This is a genomic window from Sphingomonas faeni (assembly GCF_024273235.1).
Taxonomy (GTDB): Bacteria; Pseudomonadota; Alphaproteobacteria; order Sphingomonadales; family Sphingomonadaceae; genus Sphingomonas; species Sphingomonas faeni_A.
Genome location: NZ_JANBVH010000013.1, coordinates 106,632 through 125,028, shown reverse-complemented (window position 1 = coordinate 125,028; position 18,397 = coordinate 106,632). Strand labels below are relative to the sequence as shown.

General features: G+C 66.2%; 17 protein-coding genes. 2 read left to right on the top strand and 15 right to left on the bottom strand.

All coding sequences use genetic code 11. The features are described 5' to 3' along the window. Window positions 1-37 precede the first annotated feature (37 nt). The gene (locus tag NLI89_RS09425) at window positions 38-583 is read right to left on the bottom strand and encodes a (2Fe-2S)-binding protein (RefSeq protein WP_254686803.1); all 546 of its coding nucleotides are present in this window, start codon (window positions 581-583) and stop codon (window positions 38-40) included. 105 nt (window positions 584-688) lie between these two features. Here NLI89_RS09425 and NLI89_RS09420 point away from each other — a divergent pair, with 105 nt between their 5' ends. Beyond that, a complete protein-coding gene (locus NLI89_RS09420) occupies window positions 689-1,996 on the top strand; it encodes a sugar MFS transporter (RefSeq protein ID WP_254686802.1) in 1,308 nt (435 codons plus the stop codon). Between the two features lie 79 nt (window positions 1,997-2,075). Here NLI89_RS09420 and NLI89_RS09415 read toward each other — a convergent pair whose 3' ends face one another. From NLI89_RS09415 to NLI89_RS09400, 4 genes are all read right to left on the bottom strand, one after another. Then, window positions 2,076-3,218 (bottom strand): CaiB/BaiF CoA transferase family protein, encoded by a 1,143-nt coding sequence (locus NLI89_RS09415; RefSeq protein ID WP_254686801.1) that lies wholly within the window; start codon window positions 3,216-3,218, stop codon window positions 2,076-2,078. Between the two features lie 136 nt (window positions 3,219-3,354). Continuing rightward, a complete protein-coding gene (locus NLI89_RS09410) occupies window positions 3,355-4,539 on the bottom strand; it encodes an acyl-CoA dehydrogenase (RefSeq protein WP_254686800.1) in 1,185 nt (394 codons plus the stop codon). Between the two features lie 67 nt (window positions 4,540-4,606). After that, the gene (locus tag NLI89_RS09405; RefSeq protein ID WP_254686799.1) at window positions 4,607-4,927 is read right to left on the bottom strand and encodes a hypothetical protein; all 321 of its coding nucleotides are present in this window, start codon (window positions 4,925-4,927) and stop codon (window positions 4,607-4,609) included. Window positions 4,928-4,929: 2 nt separating this feature from the next. Next, on the bottom strand, window positions 4,930-5,106 hold the full coding sequence (locus NLI89_RS09400; RefSeq protein ID WP_254686798.1) for a hypothetical protein: 177 nt from the start codon (window positions 5,104-5,106) through the stop codon (window positions 4,930-4,932). A gap of 89 nt (window positions 5,107-5,195) precedes the next feature. Between NLI89_RS09400 and NLI89_RS09395 the strand changes: the two genes are divergently transcribed. Further along, complete coding sequence (locus tag NLI89_RS09395; RefSeq protein WP_254686797.1) at window positions 5,196-5,828, top strand: S24 family peptidase; 633 nt, start codon at window positions 5,196-5,198, stop codon at window positions 5,826-5,828. Window positions 5,829-5,942: 114 nt separating this feature from the next. On the opposite strand, the gene NLI89_RS09390 is transcribed toward NLI89_RS09395, so the two are convergent. From NLI89_RS09390 to acnA, 10 genes are all read right to left on the bottom strand, one after another. Then, on the bottom strand, window positions 5,943-6,842 hold the full coding sequence (locus NLI89_RS09390; RefSeq protein WP_254686796.1) for an SDR family NAD(P)-dependent oxidoreductase: 900 nt from the start codon (window positions 6,840-6,842) through the stop codon (window positions 5,943-5,945). 95 nt (window positions 6,843-6,937) lie between these two features. Then, window positions 6,938-7,297 carry a hypothetical protein gene (locus NLI89_RS09385; RefSeq protein WP_254686795.1) on the bottom strand — a complete coding sequence of 120 codons (360 nt, stop codon included), beginning with the start codon at window positions 7,295-7,297 and terminating at the stop codon, window positions 6,938-6,940. 116 nt (window positions 7,298-7,413) lie between these two features. Further along, window positions 7,414-8,106 carry a phosphate regulon transcriptional regulator PhoB gene (gene phoB / locus NLI89_RS09380; protein WP_055873047.1) on the bottom strand — a complete coding sequence of 231 codons (693 nt, stop codon included), beginning with the start codon at window positions 8,104-8,106 and terminating at the stop codon, window positions 7,414-7,416. After that, window positions 8,106-8,795, bottom strand: coding sequence for a phosphate signaling complex protein PhoU (gene phoU / locus NLI89_RS09375; protein WP_254686794.1), 690 nt, complete (start codon window positions 8,793-8,795; stop codon window positions 8,106-8,108). Before phoU ends, phoB begins: the two co-directional genes overlap by 1 nt. 14 nt (window positions 8,796-8,809) lie before the next feature. Continuing rightward, window positions 8,810-9,571 (bottom strand): phosphate ABC transporter ATP-binding protein PstB, encoded by a 762-nt coding sequence (gene pstB, locus NLI89_RS09370; RefSeq protein ID WP_439144500.1) that lies wholly within the window; start codon window positions 9,569-9,571, stop codon window positions 8,810-8,812. Window positions 9,572-9,588: 17 nt separating this feature from the next. Then, window positions 9,589-10,887 (bottom strand): phosphate ABC transporter permease PstA, encoded by a 1,299-nt coding sequence (pstA, locus tag NLI89_RS09365; RefSeq protein WP_254686793.1) that lies wholly within the window; start codon window positions 10,885-10,887, stop codon window positions 9,589-9,591. After that, complete coding sequence (gene pstC / locus NLI89_RS09360) at window positions 10,880-12,256, bottom strand: phosphate ABC transporter permease subunit PstC (RefSeq protein WP_254686792.1); 1,377 nt, start codon at window positions 12,254-12,256, stop codon at window positions 10,880-10,882. The genes pstA and pstC overlap by 8 nt, the downstream gene beginning before the upstream one ends. A 322-nt stretch (window positions 12,257-12,578) precedes the next feature. Beyond that, the gene (locus tag NLI89_RS09355) at window positions 12,579-13,649 is read right to left on the bottom strand and encodes a substrate-binding domain-containing protein (protein WP_254686791.1); all 1,071 of its coding nucleotides are present in this window, start codon (window positions 13,647-13,649) and stop codon (window positions 12,579-12,581) included. A 46-nt stretch (window positions 13,650-13,695) separates the two neighbouring features. Beyond that, window positions 13,696-14,922, bottom strand: coding sequence for an ATP-binding protein (locus NLI89_RS09350; RefSeq protein WP_254686790.1), 1,227 nt, complete (start codon window positions 14,920-14,922; stop codon window positions 13,696-13,698). 659 nt (window positions 14,923-15,581) lie between these two features. Further along, the gene (gene acnA, locus NLI89_RS09345; protein WP_254686789.1) at window positions 15,582-18,266 is read right to left on the bottom strand and encodes an aconitate hydratase AcnA; all 2,685 of its coding nucleotides are present in this window, start codon (window positions 18,264-18,266) and stop codon (window positions 15,582-15,584) included. Between the last annotated feature and the right edge of the window lie 131 nt (window positions 18,267-18,397).

Sequence of the window (18,397 nt, the reverse complement as noted above, 5' to 3'; positions counted from 1 at the left end):
TCTTGGGATAAGAGCTTTGTTGTGCCCGGAGGGTGAGCTACCGGGCGGGCGGTGGTACCAGCGCCGGTACCAGCCGCGCCGAGTCCGCCGGATCGATCCCCGGTCTCGGCCCCGCGGGAATGACCTCTTCCCCGCGGATCGCCCGTCCGGCCCGCTGCACCGCCTCGACTACTCGCGGATACACTCCGCACCGACACAAATTTGTGATCTGCTCCCGGATCAGCTCTTCGCTTGGGTCGGCATTCCGCTTTAGCAACGCCGCCGCCGCCACGATCATCCCCGGGATGCAGAACCCGCACTGCGGCACCGCCTCCGCGATGAAGGCCAGTTGCACCGGATGATTGCGCTCGCGCGACAGGCCCTCGATCGTCGTGACGTACGCGCCCTCGATCGAGCCGATCGGCACGCGACAACTCCGCATCGCACGGCCGTCGATGTCGACCGTGCACGCCCCGCAATGGCCGGTGCCGCAGCCATATTTCGTCCCCGTCAGGTTCGACGCATCGCGCAACGCCCACAGCAGCGGCGTCTGCGGGTCGAGCTTGTATTCGATCGGCTCGTTGTTGACGGTGAAGCGGCTCATGGCCCCCGTCCTAGCGCGCCGGGCTGGATCGCACCAACCGGCATTGCCACGCGCTGCCGCACCGGCTTATGTCGCGCGAATAATACCGCGAGAGGGCGCAACACGATGCACGTCGATACCAAATCCACACCCCTTCAGGATGGGGCAGCCGGCGGCGATGCCAGCCACGGCTACGACGCGCCCGACTTGCGCGTGTTCGTGTTCGCGCTGTTCTTCATCTTCGGCGGCATCACTTCGCTGAACGACATCATCATCCCGAAGATGAAGGAGCTCTTCACGCTCGACCACGCGACCGCGATGCTGGTCCAGTCGGCGTTCTTCCTCGCCTATGCGCTGTTCTCGATCCCCGCCGCCGCGATCGTGCGGAAAGCGGGCTATATGCGGACCGCGTCGATCGGCCTCGTGACGATGACCGCGGGCTGCCTGTTGTTCATCCCCGCCGCCGGGCAGGCGAGCTTCGGGATGTTCCTGTTCGCGCTGTTTGTGCTCGGCGCCGGCATCACCGTGGTGCAGGTCGTCGCCAACCCGCTGATTTCGGCGCTCGGCCATCCCAAGTCCGCCTCGAGCCGGCTGACCTTCGCGCAGGCGTTCAACTCGCTCGGCACCACGATCTTCCCGTATGTCGGCTCCGCGCTGATCCTCGGCGGGCTGGCGACGGTCGACTCCTCGAAGCTCACCGGCGCCGCGCTCGACGCGTACCGCACCGAGTCGTCACGGACGGTCGTGCACACCTATATCGGCCTCGCCATCGCGCTGCTGATCGTCGCGGCCGTGGTGTGGACGCGTCGCAACCGGCTCAACGAGGAGCAGGACCAGACCGGCAGCATCTTCCACGCGTTCACGCTGCTCAAGCGCCCGCGTTTCGCGATGGGGACGGCGTGCATCTTCCTGTACGTCGGCGCGGAGGTCGCGGTCGGTTCGCTGATCGTTAATTACCTGATGCAGCCGAGCGTGATGGGCCTCAGCGACGTTGCGGCGGGCAAGCACGTGCCGTTCTACTGGGGCGGCGCGCTGGTCGGCCGGTTCATCGGCGCGTACGTGCTGAACAAGGTGTCGCCGGGCAAGGTCCTCGCGGGCGTCGCGACGGGGACGCTGGCGCTGATCCTGATCTCGGCGAACACCGAGGGTGCTTTGTCGGGCTGGGCGTTGCTCGCGATCGGTCTGATGAACGCCGTGATGTTCCCGACGATCTTCTCGCTGGCCTCCGAGGGTCTCGGCAAGCGTGCGGCGGAAGGCTCGGGCGTGATCGCCACGGCGATCGTCGGCGGCGCGATCATCCCGTATCTGACGGGGATGCTCGCCGACACGTCGGGCAGCCTGCACTTCGCGCTGCTGCTTCCGGCGATCTGCTACGCGCTGATCCTGGCGTACGGGTTGTATGCGCGGAAGCCGGTCGCGGAGGTCGCGGCCTAACCCATTCCGTCATCCTGGGCTCGACCCAGGACCCAGAGCCACGAACGCTGACGTGCGTGGCTCTGGGTCCTGACGTTCGTCAGGATGACGACCGGGGCAGCATCGGCGCCGCCCGCCCGATCGCAAGCTCCGCCTCCGAAAACCGGATCGGCGTCCGCAGCCCCGGCACCGACGACCCATCCGGCCGCGCCACGTCGATCGCCATCCCCCGCGCGATCACCTGCGGGTCATCGAACGCCTGCGCGACCGTATTGATCGGCCCGGCCGGCACGCCAACCGTCTCCAGCCGCGCAAGCAGTTCGAGCTTAGGCACCAGCGACGTCGCCGCCTCAATCCCTGCAAACAATACGTCCTTGAACGCCAGCCGCCCGGCATTGGTCGCGAACCGCGGATCGTCGCGCATCTCGGGCAAGCCCATCGCGTCGCAGAACCGCCGGAACTGCCCGTCATTCCCGACCGCCAGGATGAACCACCCATCGGCGCACGGAAACACCGCATACGGACACACGTTCATATGCGCATTCCCGACCCGCGTCGGCGATACGCCGCTGGCGAACCAGTTCATCGCCTGGTTCGCCAGCACGCCGGTCATCGTATCGAGCAACGCCATGTCGATCTGCTGACCCCGGCCGGTCCGCTCGCGCATCGCCAGCGCGGCCTGGATCGCGATCACGGCATACAGCCCGGTCATGATGTCGGCGAACGCCACGCCGATCTTCTGCGGCGCGCCATCAGGCTCGCCGGTCAGGTCCATGATTCCGCTCATGCCCTGGACGATGAAGTCGTAACCGGCGCGCGGGGCGTAGGGGCCGTCCTGGCCGAACCCCGTGATCGAGCAATACACCAGCCGCGGATTGATCGCGGCAAGCGTCGCATAGTCGAGCCCGTATTTGGCCAGCCCGCCGACCTTGAAATTCTCGATCACGACGTCGGCATCGGCGATCAGGTCGCGGACGACAGCTTGTCCTTCCGGCGTGGTAAAGTCGGCGACGACCGATCGCTTCCCGCGGTTGGCGGCATGGAAATACGCGGCATCCCGCGTGCCGTCGGGGTTGTCGATGAACGGCGGCCCCCAGGTGCGCGTGTCGTCGCCCGCGGGGCTCTCGACCTTGACCACGTCGGCGCCGAGATCGGCAAGTACTTGGCCTGCCCAAGGCCCAGCCAGAATGCGTGCGAGTTCGACGACCTTCAAGCCGGCGAGGGTGGAGGGTTTACCCTCCACGATCACAGCACCACCCCGGCGGAGGTCGGGGCCCAATTGGAAAGGTTGGAGTAACTGCGCACAGCATCAGCCAAGGCGTGTCCCCCAATTGGGCCCCGGCCTTCGCCGGGGTGGTGCGACGATCCTCGCGCAGCCTTCAAAACGCAGCGATACCGGTAATCGCCCGCCCCAAAATCAGCGCATGCACGTCATGCGCGCCCTCGTACGTATTCACCGTCTCGAGGTTCATCAGATGGCGCATCACCTGATACTCCCCCGAAATCCCGTTGCCACCGTGCATGTCGCGCGACATCCGCGCGATCTCGAGCGCCTTGCCGACATTGTTGCGCTTGACGATCGAGACCATCTCCGGTGCGAACCGGCCCTCGTCCATCAACCGCCCGACGCGCAAGCTCGCCTGCAACCCCAGCGCGATCTCGGTTTCCATGTCCGCCAGCTTCTTCTGGAACAGCTGACGCCCGGCGAGCGGCGTCCCGAACTGGTTGCGATCGAGCCCGTACTGCCGCGCGGCATGGAAGCAGAACTCGGCCGCGCCAAGTGCGCCCCACGAAATCCCGTAGCGAGCCCGATTGAGGCAGCCGAACGGCCCCTTCAGTCCCTGCACGTCGGGCAGCAGCGCGTCCTCGCCGACCTCGACCTCGTCCATCATCACCATCCCGGTGATCGACGCGCGCAGCGACAGCTTGCCCTCGATCTTGGGCGTTTCCAGCCCCTTCATGCCCCGTTCCAGGATGAATCCGCGAATACCGCCGCCATGCTCGTCGGACTTCGCCCAGATCACGAACACGTCGGCGATCGGCGAGTTCGAAATCCACGTCTTCGCGCCCGAGATCACATAGCCGTTCGCGGTCTTCTTCGCGCGCGTCGTCATGCTGCCCGGGTCGGAGCCGGCATCGGGCTCGGTCAGCCCAAAGCAGCCGATCCACTCGCCGCTCGCAAGCTTGGGCAGGAACTTGCGCTTCTGCGCCTCGGAGCCGAACGCGTTGATCGGGTACATCACGAGGCTCGACTGCACCGACATCATCGAGCGATACCCTGAGTCGATCCGCTCGACCTCGCGCGCGACCAGACCGTAGGAGACGTAGGACGCGCCGACGCCGCCATATTCTTCCGGGATGGTCGGCCCGAGCAGCCCCAGCGCGCCCATCTCGCGGAAAATCGCGGGATCGGTATGCTCGTGCTGGAACGCGTCGATGATCCGCGGCGCGAGCTTGTCGTCGGCATACGCCTTCGCGGTGTCGCGGATCATCCGCTCGTCCTCGCTCAACTGATCGTCGAGCAGGAACGGATCCGCCCAGTCGAACTTGCCCATCCCGGCCATCGTCATCTCCTTCGTTGACCGCCGACTTCGTGTCTCGGACGGCGAAAGTCCAGCCCTCTCGAACGGTTTACGCGTCGATCAGCGTCAGCACCGCGATGGTCACATGCTCGCGGTCGCCGATCGTCGCGATGCTGTCGACGCTAAGGTCGGCGACGATATGCCCGCGCATCGCGAACTCCGCTTCGGGCAACCCGTCGATCCAGTCTCGAAGACCGGGTACGGGATCGGCCGCGATCGTCAGCCGGTGCAACGTGCCGACGAAGGTGGCGCTCGCCCAGGGCGTGCAGGCGATCGTCGCGACCTGCATCGTTATGCCTGCCGCGCTCGCGTTGCTTCGGAGAGCGCGGATCAGAAGCGTACCGGCGTCGGGGCCACGGATCGCGTCCATCCTCATGCGCCGTGCCGTTCGATGAACGACTCGATCTTCGCCACCATCGGTTCGCGCGCCTGACGGCCGCGGCGCAGGTCGTGCACGAGCCGCGGATCGCCCACCGCCAGCCGTCCGAACTTGGTCATCGGCATGCCTGTCTGTCGCAGATATCGATCGATCTTCATGAGAATCGTCACCGTCGTTCCTCCCGAGTCCCTTGCCTCGTTCCTGATCTGTTCCGCCAAATCCTACTTGTCTAGGAAATTTCCTGCGCTACGGTCCGGGGGTGTCGAAAACTGCATCCGATCCCGACCCAAAGACTGCGCTGGCGACGCTGGCGGCGGCGCGTGGCGACAGCTTGGCGGCGCTGTCGGCAATGCTCGGCCGCAACGCCGCGTATCTCCAGCAATATGTCCGCCGCGGATCGCCGCGGGTACTTGGCGAACGCGACCGGAGACTGTTGGCGGAATATCTCGGCGTGAGCGAAGCGACGCTGGGCGCGCCCGCCGGCAGAGCGGCCGGGTTTCGCATCCGCAAACTCGACGTCGCCGCGTCGGCGGGGCCGGGGGCGCTGGTGGATGGCGAGATCGTGCTCGGTACCGATACGCTCGATCCGGGGCTGGCGCGCAAACTCGGGCTCATGGACGGGCAGGCGGCGATCATCCGCGTCCGGGGCAGTTCGATGGAGCCGGGATTGTTCGACGGCGATCACATCGTCGTCGACACAGCCGACCGGACACCGCGCGCGAGAGGCGGGCTGTATGTCATCCGGATCGACGACGCGGTGATGGTGAAGCGCGTGGCCTTGTTGCGGGGGGCGCTAGTGGCGACGAGCGACAACCCCGATGCGGCAGCAGTGCCGGACGGGGCGATCGCGGTCATTGGCAGGGTCGTCTGGCAGATGCGCGAACCGCGATAAGAGCGAACCCCACTCTGTCGAGACGATATTGTTCTCCCGCGAAAGCGGGAGCCCAGGGTCGCAAGCGATGGCGTTCGTGATCCTGGACCCCCGCTTTCGCGGGGGAACGGTAGATCAGCGCTCTTGCAGCTTGCTCAGGATGGTCATCGACTGTTCCGAGCCCGACTGCGGGACGATCTCGCCCGTGCGGTCGATGATCGCGTCCCAGTTCGCTGCGACACCCTCGACCGACAGATCGTCGCCCGTCAGCAGCTTGCCCTGAGTCAGCGTTACGTACGCCGCCTGGAACACGCCGGCACCGGCACCGACGATCATGTTGGTCGGCGCGTCTTCGGACACGAGGAATACCGCGGCCGGTGCGACCTTGTCGGGGGAGAAGGCCCTGAACGCTTCCTCGGGGAAGATGTCCTGCGTCATCCGCGTGCCCGCGGTGGGGGCGATCGTGTTGACCTTGATGTTGTTCTTCGCGCCCTCGATCGCGAGCGTCTTGGTCAGCCCCGCGAGGCCAAGCTTCGCGGCACCGTAATTCGCCTGGCCGAAATTGCCGTACAGGCCGGTCGACGACGCGGTCATCAGGATGCGGCCGTAATTTTGGGCACGCATCGTGTCCCACACCGCCTTGGTGGCGTTGGCCGAGCCGTTCAGGTGGACGTCGACGACGAACTTGAAGTCGGCGGGCTCCATCTTGGCGAAGCTCTTGTCGCGCAGCACGCCGGCGTTGTTGATGAGGATGTGGACGCCGCCCCATTTCTCGGAGGCGCGGGCAACCATCTCGACCATCTGGTCGTAGTCGGTGACGCTGCCGCCGTTCGACATCGCTTCGCCGCCGGCTGCTTCGATTTCCTCGACGACCTTCAGCGCGGCGTCGGAATGACCGGTGCCGTCGCACGAGGCGCCGAGATCGTTGACGACGACCTTCGCACCACGGCGGGCGAGCTCGAGTGCGTATTCGCGGCCGAGGCCGCCGCCTGCGCCGGTGACGATGGCTACTCTGTCATCAAAGCGAATAGACATGGAAAAGGCGCTCCTCTCTTATGGTTGGAGCGCCTTTCCTAGAACGTAAAGCTGGCTACGCAAGCGGCAGGATCACCCGCCGCTTGCACTGTAGCTTACTTGCCGCCGCGGTTGCGGCAGCCGTCCTTGACCGTCTTCGAGCACACCGGATACTCGGCGGGTGCTGGCGTTGGCGGCGTTACCGTCGGCTGACCGAAGGTCACGCGGGCCGTGCCCGGTGCGGGGGCGGCCATCGGTGCGGCGGGTGCTGCTGCCGGATCGGCAGGTGCGGCCATCGCCTGATCCGCGGGTGCGGCAGGGGCTGCGGGGTCAGCAGGGGCTGCCTGGTCCGCGGGTGCCGTCTGCATCGCGGGATCGGCCGGTGCGGTCTGCGCGGCGGGATCGGCCGGCGGCGTCGTCTGGGCGATCACGGGCGACGCGAGAAGAGCGGCAGCGGCGAGAAGAATGGACTTCATACGAATCTCCTAAATGGGTGCACCATTTTGGTAGCGCGACGTCTGAACGCACTAAGTCGCGCTTGGGTCCTTCGTTTCGCATCCGATTCCATTCGCCCCACCGCGGGACAGTCTCGTTACCCCCCCGTATCGAGCGAATAGCCTGCCGAACGGACGGTGCGGATGATATCCGGACGCTCGCCGACGTTGATCGCCTTGCGCAGCCGGCGGATGTGCACGTCAACCGTGCGGCTCTCGATGTCCGAGTCATGCCCCCAGACCGCATCGAGCAGCCGCTCGCGCGAGAACACCCAGCCGGGATGCTCGAGGAAATGCTTCAGCAGGCGGAACTCGGTCGGTCCGAGCGACACGACTTCGCCCGAGCGACGGACCTTGTGGCCGACGGTGTCCATCTCGATGTCGGCATAGCTCAGCGCTTCACCGGCGAGGGCAGGGCGGACGCGGCGCAGGACAGCCCCTACGCGGGCGACGAGTTCGCGCGGCGAAAAGGGTTTCGTCACGTAATCGTCGGCGCCGGTTTCGAGCCCGCGGACACGATCCTCTTCCTCACCGCGCGCGGTCAGCATGATGATCGGCACGTTCTGCGTCTCGGGCGCGCGGCGCAGGCGACGGCACACCTCGATTCCCGACAACCCCTCGACCATCCAGTCGAGCAGCACGATATCGGGCACCTTTTCCTTGGCGAGGAGCAAGGCTTCCTCACCATCGGGGGTATGCGCGATCTCGAAATCCTCGCGCTTGAAATGCCACACCAGCAATTCGGCGAGGGCTGCATCGTCCTCGACCAACAGCATCTTCGCGCGTGCCATTATGCCTGCTCCTGCTTGATACCGCGTTCCCGGTCGACCATCTGCGTGCCGGTCGCGGCGAAATAGACCATCTCGGCGACGTTGGTCGCGTGATCGCCGATCCGCTCGAGGTTCTTGGCGACGAACAGCAGATGCGCGACCTGACCGATCGTCCTGGGGTTCTCGACCATGTAGGTGACGAGCGTGCGGAAAATGCTGTCGTAGAAATCGTCGAGCGCGTTGTCGCTTTCGACCACCCGCACCGCCTCTTCCGCGTCGCGCGCGGCGAACGCGTCAAGCACGTCGTGGACCATCTCGCTCGCCATCCGGCCCATCGCCGGCAGGATCGAGATCGGTTCGATCCGGTGCTCGCTCTCGATCATCGGCACGCGCTTGGCGATGTTCTTGGCGTAATCGCCGATCCGCTCGACGACGCCCGCGATCTTCAGCGCGGCGACGACCTCGCGCAGGTCGACCGCCATCGGCGCGCGCAAAGCGATGATCCGGACGGCGAGCCGCTCGACCTCCGCCTCGATCACGTCGATCTGCTTGTCGGCGACGCGCACCTGTTCGGCGAGCGCGAGGTCGTTGCGTTGCAGCGCCTGCATCGCCTTGTCGATCGCGTCCTCGGCGAGCCCGCCCATCTGCGAGATCAACCCGCGGAGCTCGCCGATGTCGTTGTCGAAGGCCTTGACCGTATGCGTGTTCATGGTCGTTTCCCGACTCAGCCGTAACGGCCGGTGATGTAATCCTTGGTCCGCTCTTCGCGGGGATTGGTGAAGATGTCCGAGGTGTTGCCGTATTCGACCAGAGATCCCAGGTGGAAAAACGCGGTCTTCTGGCTGACGCGCGCGGCCTGCTGCATGTTGTGCGTGACGATCACCATCGCGTAGCGGCCGCGCAGTTCGTGGATCAGCTCCTCGATCTTGGCGGTCGCGATCGGATCGAGTGCCGAGCAGGGTTCGTCCATCAGGATGACCTCTGGATCGACCGCGATCGCGCGCGCGATGCACAGCCGCTGCTGCTGGCCGCCCGACAGCGCCGTGCCGCTGTCGCTGAGCCGATCCTTGACCTCGTCCCACAAGCCGGCGCGGCGCAGCGACTTCTCGACGATCCGGTCGAGATCCGCCTTCGCGCCGGCTAGCCCGTGAATGCGCGGGCCATAAGCGACGTTCTCGTAGATCGATTTCGGGAACGGGTTGGGCTTCTGGAACACCATGCCGACGCGGGCGCGGAGCTGCACCACGTCCATGTCGGGCGAGTAGATATCCTGGCCGTCGAGCTTGATCTCGCCGGTGACGCGCGCGCTCGCGACGGTGTCGTTCATGCGGTTGAGCGTGCGCAAGAAGGTCGACTTGCCGCAGCCCGACGGGCCGATGAACGCGACCACCTCGTCCTGGTCGACGTCGATCGAGACGTTGTTGATCGCGATCTTGCTGCCGTACGCGACGGAGACGTTGCGCGCCGTCATTTTGAGAATCGGCATTTTCAGGCTCTTGGTCATCACCAGCGGGTCTCGAATCGGTTGCGGAGGTAGATCGCGACGCCGTTCATCGCGAGCAGGAACACGAGCAGGACGATGATCGCGGCGGAGGTCTTTTCGACGAAGCCGCGGCTGACCTGATCGGACCAGAGGAAGATCTGGACGGGCAGCACGGTCGCGGGATCCTTGAGACCGGACGGCGGCGCGGCGATGAACGCGCGCATGCCGATCATCAGCAACGGTGCGGTTTCGCCCAGCGCGCGTGCCATGCCGATGATCGTGCCGGTGAGGATGCCCGGCAGCGCGAGCGGCAGGACGTGGTGGAACACGACTTGGACCGGCGACGCGCCGATCCCGAGTGCCGCGTCGCGGATCGAGGGCGGGACGCTCTTGATCGCGTTGCGGCCGGCGATGACGATGACCGGCATCGTCATCAGCGCGAGCGTGAGACCACCGACGATCGGCGCCGAGCGCGGCATCCCGAACGTGCCGAGGAACACCGCGAGCCCAAGCAACCCGAAGATGATCGAGGGGACCGCCGCGAGGTTGTTGATCGACACTTCGATCAGGTCGGTCCAGCGGTTCTTCGGCGCGTATTCCTCGAGATACAGCGCGGACAGCACACCGATCGGGAAGGCGAGCAGCAGCGTGACGACCATCGTCAGCAGCGATCCCTTGAACGCACCCCAGATGCCGACACGGGTGGCATCGGTGGAGTCCGCCGAAGTCAGGAAGCCGGCGTTGAACCCACGGCTCAGCGCGCCGCTCGCCTTCAACCGGGCGACTACGGCCTCCGCATCGGGTGTGCCGTTGCCCTTGGCGGCGACGTCGATCGGGCTGGAGACGGGGACTTCGAACACCGCCTTGCGCTGGAGCAGCGACGGATCGGCCTTGATCGCGTCGCGCACCACCGCCCACGCGCCGTCGGACAACAGATTTGCACCATCCTTGCCGTATTTGGCGCTCGCCGCGGCCAGCACGGTGCCTTCGAGACCCGCACCTGCGAGCGCGAGATCGGCGCCGCGACCGACGAGGCGGGCGGGCTCGATCGGCAGTTTCGCGGCGGCGAGATCGACCGGGAGCGACACGCGCGTCTCGACGAAGCCGCTCGCGCCCTGCATCACCATCGTGATCAGCAGATAGGCGAGAAACGCCGCCGACAGCCACACCGCGGCGAGCCCGGCGAAGCGGAAGCGGCGCTCGGACGCGTAGCGGCGGCGGATGCGCGATTGCATCGCCTGCGTCGTCCAGTCGGTCGGGACGCGACGCACGGGCTCGGCATTCGTCGTGGGGATCTGGGGCACGAGCGTGTCACTCATAGGCTTCGCGGTACCGTTTGACGACGCGGAGCGCGACGATGTTGAGGAGGAGCGTGACGACGAACAGCGTCAGGCCGAGCGCGAACGCGGCGAGCGTCTTGGGGCTGTCGAACTCGGCCTCGCCGGTCAGCAGGTCGACGATCTGCTTGGTGACGGTGGTGGTGCTGGCGAAGGGGTTGAGCGTCAGCGTCGCGACGCCGGAGGCCGCCATGACGACGATCATCGTCTCGCCGATCGCGCGCGACACGGCGAGCAGCACGCCGCCGACGACCCCGGGGAGGGCGGCCGGGAGCAACACGCGGCGGATCGTCTCCGACGACGTCGCGCCCATCGCCAGGCTGCCGTCGCGCATCGACGACGGGACTGCGGCGATGGAGTCATCGGCCATCGACGAGACGAACGGGATGATCATGATGCCCATCACGAGGCCGGCGGCGAGCGCGCTCTCGGAGGACGCCCAACTGATCCCGATCGAGACCGCGAAGTCGCGTACCGCGGGCGCGACGGTCAGCGCGGCGAAATAGCCGTAGACGACGGTCGGGACGCCCGCGAGCATCTCGAGGATCGGCTTCATCCATTTGCGCGTGGTCGGCGCGGCATATTGCGTGAGGTAGATCGCGCTCATCAAACCAAAAGGAATGGCGACGATCATCGCGATCACCGCGCCGATGAAGAACGTGCCCCAGAACAACGGCACCGCGCCGAGCGACGCGCCGGGATCGCGGCCGTCGATCACCTGCGGGCTCCAGTGCGTGCCGAACAGGAAGTCGGTGATCGGCACTACGTGAAAGAACCGCGCGGATTCGTACAGCAGCGACGCGACGATGCCGACGGTGGTCAGGATCGCGATCAGCGATGCGCCAAGCAGCATCAGCATCACCACTCGCTCGACCTGCGTCCGCGCGCCGAAACCGGGCTTCACGCGGGTGAACGCGAAGGCGCCGCCGGCAAAGGCGAGCAGCAGCGCCAGGGCAGTGGCGATCCAGTCGTAGCGCGTCTGCGCGGCGGCGTAGGAGGGGGCGAGCGTGCGGGAAAGCCCGTGGAACGCGCCGAAGCTGCGCCCCTCGGCAAGGCTGCGCGCTTCGGACAGGATCGACGCGCGATCGAAGCCGGGCGGTGGGAGCTGCATCGCGGCGGGCGTCGAGAGCACGGTGTCCGTGACGAGCGCGGGTGAGGTCATCGACCAGATGACGAGGAAGATCAGCGGGGGAACGGCGGTCCACAGCGCGACGAACCAGCCGTGGTGCGACGGGAGCGAACTGAACCGCACGGTGCTGCCGGCGCGGAAGCGCGTGGCGCGAACGCGTGCGGTGAGCCAGCCGATCAGGCCTAGGCCGAGGACGAGGAAGAGGAGGGCGATGGCGGACATTAGATGTGCTCCCCGACTGCCACCGAGCCGGTGTCCACCACGTCATTAGGTACCACCCCGGCGGAGGCCGGGGCCCAGTTGGAAAGGTCGAGGTAATTGAACGCAGCGCTCACCAATCCGACGGTGCCCAACTGGGCCCCGGCCTTCGCCGGGGTGGTGGTGCTATTGGGTGATGTTATCGACGCAAAATTCCCGTTCCCCCGCGGACGCGGGGGGCCAGCTAAGTTCCGGTATCGAGCTTGGCTCCTGGGCCCCCGCGTTCGCGGGGGAACTAGGACGGGAGCGCGGTTGTGTGGGCTGAGCACCACGATAACGCCGCGCATCACGACAACACCGCCGGATCGAGCACCGTCTCATTCGCGATAATCGCCGCCGACCGCGCCTGGATCTCCGCCGGTGCCGCGATCAACCCTCGCTTCACCAATGGCCCCGTCGCCCCCCAGTTGGCCGCATACAGCTTCAGCAAATTCCGCAGTCCCGGAATCGCCGTCAGGTGCGCCTTCTTCACATAGATATAGAGCGGCCGGGACCCCGGATACCGGTTGTCCGCGATCGACGCGTAGGTCGGCGCGACGCCCGAGATCGACACCCCGTTCACGTCGTTCTTATTCTCTTCGAGATAGCTGTAGCCGAACACGCCGATCGCATTGGGGTTCGACTGCAGTTTCTGGACGATCAGATTGTCGTTCTCGCCCGCATCGACATACACGCCGTCCTCGCGCACCCGCGTGCAGAGCGCCTTGTGCGCATCCGGATCGGACTTGGCGAGCGTCTTGGCGGTCGGGTCGCTGTCCTCGCACCCCTTGGTGAGGATCAGCTCGGCCAGCGCATCGCGCGTACCGCTCGTTGCCGGCGGGCCGTAAACCTGGATCGGCACCGCGGGCAGCGCGGGATTGACGTCGCGCCAGACCCGCGCGGTGTTCACCTTGCCGCCCGGATTGGCGGCGAGCGCCTTGTAGAGATCGGTCGGCGTCAGCTGCATCTTGGGGCCGTTCTTCGCCTCGGCAAAGGCGATGCCGTCGATCCCGACCTGGATTTCCATGACGTCGCGCACGCCGTTCTCGGCACAGCTCTTATATTCGCTCGCCTTCATCCGCCGCGACGCGTCCTCGATATCGGGGTGTGCCGCGCCGACCCCTGCGCAGAACAGCTTCATGCCCGCGCCCGTGCCGGTCGATTCGATCACCGGCGCCTTCGCATCGGGATCGTTCGCCACAAGCTGCTCGGCGATCATCGTCGTGAACGGATAGACCGTCGACGATCCGACCGCGGTTATCTGGTCGCGCGAGCCCGCGCCGCCGCCGTTCGCCTGATCGACGCACGCGGTCAGAGCGCCCGTCGCCGCCGCCAACACTCCAAGAAGAACGAACCGCTGCACCAGAATTCCCGTCATGCACCGGCCTTAGCGGTACTTAAGGCGATCCTGTGTGACAGTTGGGTTACCCTTTTATGACAGCGACTTTCGAAGCCTTGGTTCCTGGCGGTAGAATCACCGAGACGGTCGTCCCGACGCCGACCTGGCTGGCGATATCGAACCGGCCGCGGTGGCGCTCGACGATATGCTTGACGATCGCCAGCCCGAGACCCGTTCCGCCCAGCGATCGGCTGCGCCCGGCGTCGGCGCGATAGAAGCGCTCGGTCAGCCGCGGGATATGCACCGCGGCGATCCCGTCGCCCTCGTCGCGGATCGAAAGCCGGATCATGCCGGCGTCGTCGCGCTTCAGTTCGATCGTCACGGGCGTGCCCGCGCGGCCGTATTTCATCGCGTTGCCGATCAGATTGTGGAGCATCTGCGACAGCTGGACGCGGTCGCCCGAGACGGCGGCGAGATCCGGGTCGATCGTCGCGACCAAGTCGCGGCCCCGATCGCCCGCCGCCTCCGCCAGCTCCTCCCGCGTGTCCTCGACCAGTTGCGCGAGATCGACCGCCTGGTCGGGCAACCGGAACTTCTCCGCCTCGATGCGCGACAACGAGATCAGGTCCTCGACCAGTCGCTGCATCCGCCGCGCCTCGTCGTCCATCACCTTGAGGAAGCGCGCGCGAACCTCCGCATCCTCGCCCGCCTCGTCACGAAGCGTCTCGATGAAGCCGAGGATCGACGCGAGCGGCGTGCGGAGTTCGTGGCTCGCATTGGCGACGAAATCGATCCGCATCCGCTCGGCCGCGTAATTGCCGGTCTGGTCGATCAGGTGGACGATCCGCTGACCGTCCGACGCTTCGCCCAGCCGCATCTCCCATCGCTGGTCGCGCGTGCCGAGCCCGACCAGCTCGATCGGCCGCTCGCCATCGATCGGGCCCGGCGTGCCGAGCCGCTCGGCGGCGGCGGGATGGCGGATCGCGACCCGCGCATCCTCGCCCAGGATATGCGCGCCGAGCAACGTCCGCGCCGCCGTGTTCGCCAGGGTCACCCGGCCGTCCTGCACCAGCAGCACCGGCGCGACGATCGCATCGAGGACGTCATCGAGCACGGAGGATGTCGCCGTGCTCGTGTCGGTGGGGGCAGGGGCCTCGTCGCCGGTGCCCGCCGCGACCAGCGCCGCCGCGATCCCGCCGACCAGCGCCACGATCGCCCCCTGGACGTCACGCGTGATCGCGAACACCGCCACCGCCGCAACGACGACGACGACGATCGCCCAGAACGTGCGCAGGCCAAATCCGGACAGCATGGTGTCTCCCTCAGGATTGCCCCTTAGGACGGATCGGGGATCATGGTCACCACCAATTCGGTCGAGGGCGCGCGCTCGGGGGATTCAGGTCGTCGTGGAAAAATACCCTCCCACACAACGCCGACATATCGCTGCAACATATCGCGCCGAAAGGGTGTGTGTCGCCGCTCCCTCTCCCCCTGTGGACGGCGACTTGACCGGGTCTCCCCTGTCCCGGTCTTCTCCCTGAACTACGGGGCGACCTTCATGGTCGCCCCGCCTTTTTCGTGTTCGGGATGGTGCCCGATCGGCACGCGTATGCCGTTGGACAATTCCGTAACACGCCTGGGTCCGTCACGAGCCTAAGGCCGTAGCGCCGCTTCATAGCCGTCACCCCAGCGAAAGCTGGGGTATTTCTCGTGGTGGGTGGCGCTCGCCAAACCGGGATATTCCAGCTTTCGCTGGAATGACGGCAACGAAAAATATCGCCCGTCCGTCGCCCGCCAATACACGTCATCCCAGCGAACGCTGGGATATCCCTCGTGGTGGGCGACGTGCGCCTCACGGGGATATCCCAGCTTTCGCTGGGATGACGGTTGTTATGGGTAGCTGACGGCTTGGGAGTAGGCGTCGGCATCAGCGTAAGCGTCGCCCCAGATCGCTCCGGGACGACGTAACTCTTACGCGGCCAGCTTGCGCAGGACGTAGTGGAGGATGCCGCCGTTGAGGAAATATTCCAGTTCGTTGACGGTATCGATCCGGCACTTGGTCTGGAACGTCTCGCTCGACCCGTCGGCGCGGGTCATCTTCACGGTGACGTCCTGGCGCGGGCGGATGCTCGCCACGTCGAGGATCGTGAACGTCTCCGAGCCGTCGAGCCCGAGCGTCTTGCGATCGGTGCCTTCCGCGAACTGCAGCGGCAGCACGCCCATGCCGACCAGGTTCGAACGGTGGATGCGCTCGAAGCTCTCGGTGATGACCGCGCGGACGCCCAACAAATTGGTGCCCTTCGCCGCCCAGTCGCGCGACGAGCCGGTGCCGTATTCCTTGCCCGCGACGATCACCAGCGGCGTGCCGTCCTGCTTGAAGCGCATGGCGGCGTCGTAGATCGCCATGACTTCGCCGTCGTACTTCGACATGCCGCCTTCGACGCCGGGGACCATCTCGTTCTTGATGCGGATGTTGGCGAAGGTGCCGCGCATCATCACGTCATGGTTGCCGCGGCGTGCGCCATAGCTGTTGAAGTCCGCCTTGCTGACCTGATGCTCTTGGAGAAAGCGACCAGCAGGCGAGTCGGCCTTGATCGAACCGGCCGGCGAGATGTGATCGGTGGTGATCGAATCGCCGAGGATCGCGAGCGGCTTGGCGTCGATGATGTCCTGCACCGGCGACGGCGTCATGCTGAGGCCCTCGAAATAGGGCGGGTTGGCGACATAGGTCGAGCCTGCGCGCCATGCGTAGGTGTCCGAGCCCGTGACGTCGATCTCGCGCCACTTGGCGTCGCCCGCATAGACGTCGCCGTAGCGTGCGCCGAACATGCCGGCGTCGATGTTGGCGTCCATCGTCGTGCGGACTTCCTCGTTGGTCGGCCAGATATCGCGCAGATACACGTCCTGCCCGTCCGAACCCTGACCCAGCGGCGTCTCGATCATGTCGGTCGTGACGGTGCCCTTGATCGCATAGGCGACCACGAGCGGCGGCGAGGCGAGGAAGTTGGCGCGGACGTCGGGCGACACGCGGCCCTCGAAGTTGCGGTTGCCCGAGAGGACCGACGCGGCGACGAGGTCGTTCTCGTTGATCGCAGCCGAGATCGCCGGCGCGAGCGGGCCCGAGTTGCCGATGCAGGTGGTGCAGCCATAACCGACGAGGTTGAAGCCGAGCGCGTTCAGATCCGCGGTGAGGCCGGCCTTGTCGAGATAGTCGGTCACGACCTGCGAACCGGGGGCGAGCGAGGTCTTCACCCAGGGCTTCGACTTGAGGCCGAGCGCGTTGGCCTTGCGCGCGACGAGACCGGCGGCGACCAGCACCGACGGGTTCGAGGTGTTGGTGCAGCTGGTGATCGCGGCGATCACGACGTCGCCGTCGCCGATGTCATGCTCGCGACCCTCGACCGCGACGCGGGCGGGCTGCTCCTTGTGGTACAGCTTGTGGAGGTCGCTGTTGAACACCTCGTCGACCTTGTTGAGGCTGACGCGGTCCTGCGGGCGCTTCGGGCCGGCAAGCGAGGCGACGACGGTGCCCATGTCGAGTTCGAGCGTGTCGGTGAAGACGGGGTCTTCGGCGTTCTCGTCGCGCCAGAAGCCGTTGGCCTTGGCATAGGCCTCGACCAGCTCGACATTCTCGTCCGAGCGCGCGGTGAGGCGCATATAGTCGAGCGTCTTGTCGTCGATCGGGAAGAAGCCGCAGGTTGCGCCGTACTCGGGCGCCATGTTGGCGATCGTCGCACGATCGGCGAGCGTCATCGACGACAGGCCGGGGCCGAAGAACTCGACGAAGCGGCCGACCACGCCCTTGGCGCGCAGCATCTGCGTGACGGTGAGCACGAGATCGGTGGCGGTGATGCCCTCGTTCAGCGCGCCGGTCAGCTTGAAGCCGACGACTTCTGGGATCAGCATCGACACGGGCTGGCCGAGCATCGCGGCCTCGGCCTCGATCCCGCCGACGCCCCAGCCGAGTACGCCGAGACCGTTGATCATCGTCGTGTGGCTGTCGGTGCCGACCAGCGTATCGGGATACGCGATCATCGTGCCGTCACCGTGCTCGCCCGAGCTGGCCGAAGACCAGACGGCCTGGCCGATATATTCGAGGTTCACCTGGTGGCAGATGCCGGTGCCGGGGGGGACGACCTGGAAATTGTCGAGCGCCTTGCTGCCCCACTTCAAGAACTCGTAGCGCTCGATGTTGCGCTCGTACTCGAGATCGACGTTGTCGTGGAACGCCTGCGGGGTGCCGAACTCGTCGACCATCACCGAGTGATCGATGACGAGGTGGACGGGGACCTGCGGGTTGATCTTCTCGGGGTTGCCGCCGAGCTTGGTCATCGCGTCGCGCATTGCGGCGAGATCGACCACGCAAGGGACCCCGGTGAAATCCTGCATCAGCACGCGCGCGGGGCGATACTGGATCTCGCGGTCGCTGCGACGCTCCTTCTGCCAATCGACGATCGCCTGGATGTCGTCGCGCGTGACGGTCACGCCGTCCTCGAAGCGGAGCAGATTCTCGAGAAGGACCTTCATCGAGAACGGCAGGCGGCTGATGTCGCCGAGCTGCTCGGACGCCTTGGCAAGGCTGTAATAGTCGTACGACTTGCCGCCGGTCGACAGGCTGGTGCGGGTCTTGAGGGTATCCTGGCCAATGGCAGTCATAGGGGTCCTTCCCGTGGGCGTCGGGCCGCCGGGCGCCGAGGGGAAAGCAGCCATATAGGCCACGCGGGCGCGTCGGGGACCGAGCGAAAAATGCTGTTACCGGAGGGGCCTTAGCAAGGGGGAGGGCTTCG

Coding starts and splice junctions, on each gene's coding strand:
- acnA (WP_254686789.1), bottom strand. CDS start 18,266: ATGACTGCCATTGGCCAGGATACCCTCAAGACCCGCACCAGCCTGTCG.
- NLI89_RS09425 (WP_254686803.1), bottom strand. CDS start 583: ATGAGCCGCTTCACCGTCAACAACGAGCCGATCGAATACAAGCTCGAC.
- phoB (WP_055873047.1), bottom strand. CDS start 8,106: ATGGCACGCGCGAAGATGCTGTTGGTCGAGGACGATGCAGCCCTCGCC.
- pstB (WP_439144500.1), bottom strand. CDS start 9,571: ATGCCGATTCTCAAAATGACGGCGCGCAACGTCTCCGTCGCGTACGGC.
- pstA (WP_254686793.1), bottom strand. CDS start 10,887: ATGAGTGACACGCTCGTGCCCCAGATCCCCACGACGAATGCCGAGCCC.
- pstC (WP_254686792.1), bottom strand. CDS start 12,256: ATGTCCGCCATCGCCCTCCTCTTCCTCGTCCTCGGCCTAGGCCTGATC.
- NLI89_RS09355 (WP_254686791.1), bottom strand. CDS start 13,649: ATGACGGGAATTCTGGTGCAGCGGTTCGTTCTTCTTGGAGTGTTGGCG.
- NLI89_RS09390 (WP_254686796.1), bottom strand. CDS start 6,842: ATGTCTATTCGCTTTGATGACAGAGTAGCCATCGTCACCGGCGCAGGC.
- NLI89_RS09420 (WP_254686802.1), top strand. CDS start 689: ATGCACGTCGATACCAAATCCACACCCCTTCAGGATGGGGCAGCCGGC.
- NLI89_RS09410 (WP_254686800.1), bottom strand. CDS start 4,539: ATGGCCGGGATGGGCAAGTTCGACTGGGCGGATCCGTTCCTGCTCGAC.
- NLI89_RS09350 (WP_254686790.1), bottom strand. CDS start 14,922: ATGCTGTCCGGATTTGGCCTGCGCACGTTCTGGGCGATCGTCGTCGTC.
- NLI89_RS09385 (WP_254686795.1), bottom strand. CDS start 7,297: ATGAAGTCCATTCTTCTCGCCGCTGCCGCTCTTCTCGCGTCGCCCGTG.
- NLI89_RS09405 (WP_254686799.1), bottom strand. CDS start 4,927: ATGGACGCGATCCGTGGCCCCGACGCCGGTACGCTTCTGATCCGCGCT.
- phoU (WP_254686794.1), bottom strand. CDS start 8,795: ATGAACACGCATACGGTCAAGGCCTTCGACAACGACATCGGCGAGCTC.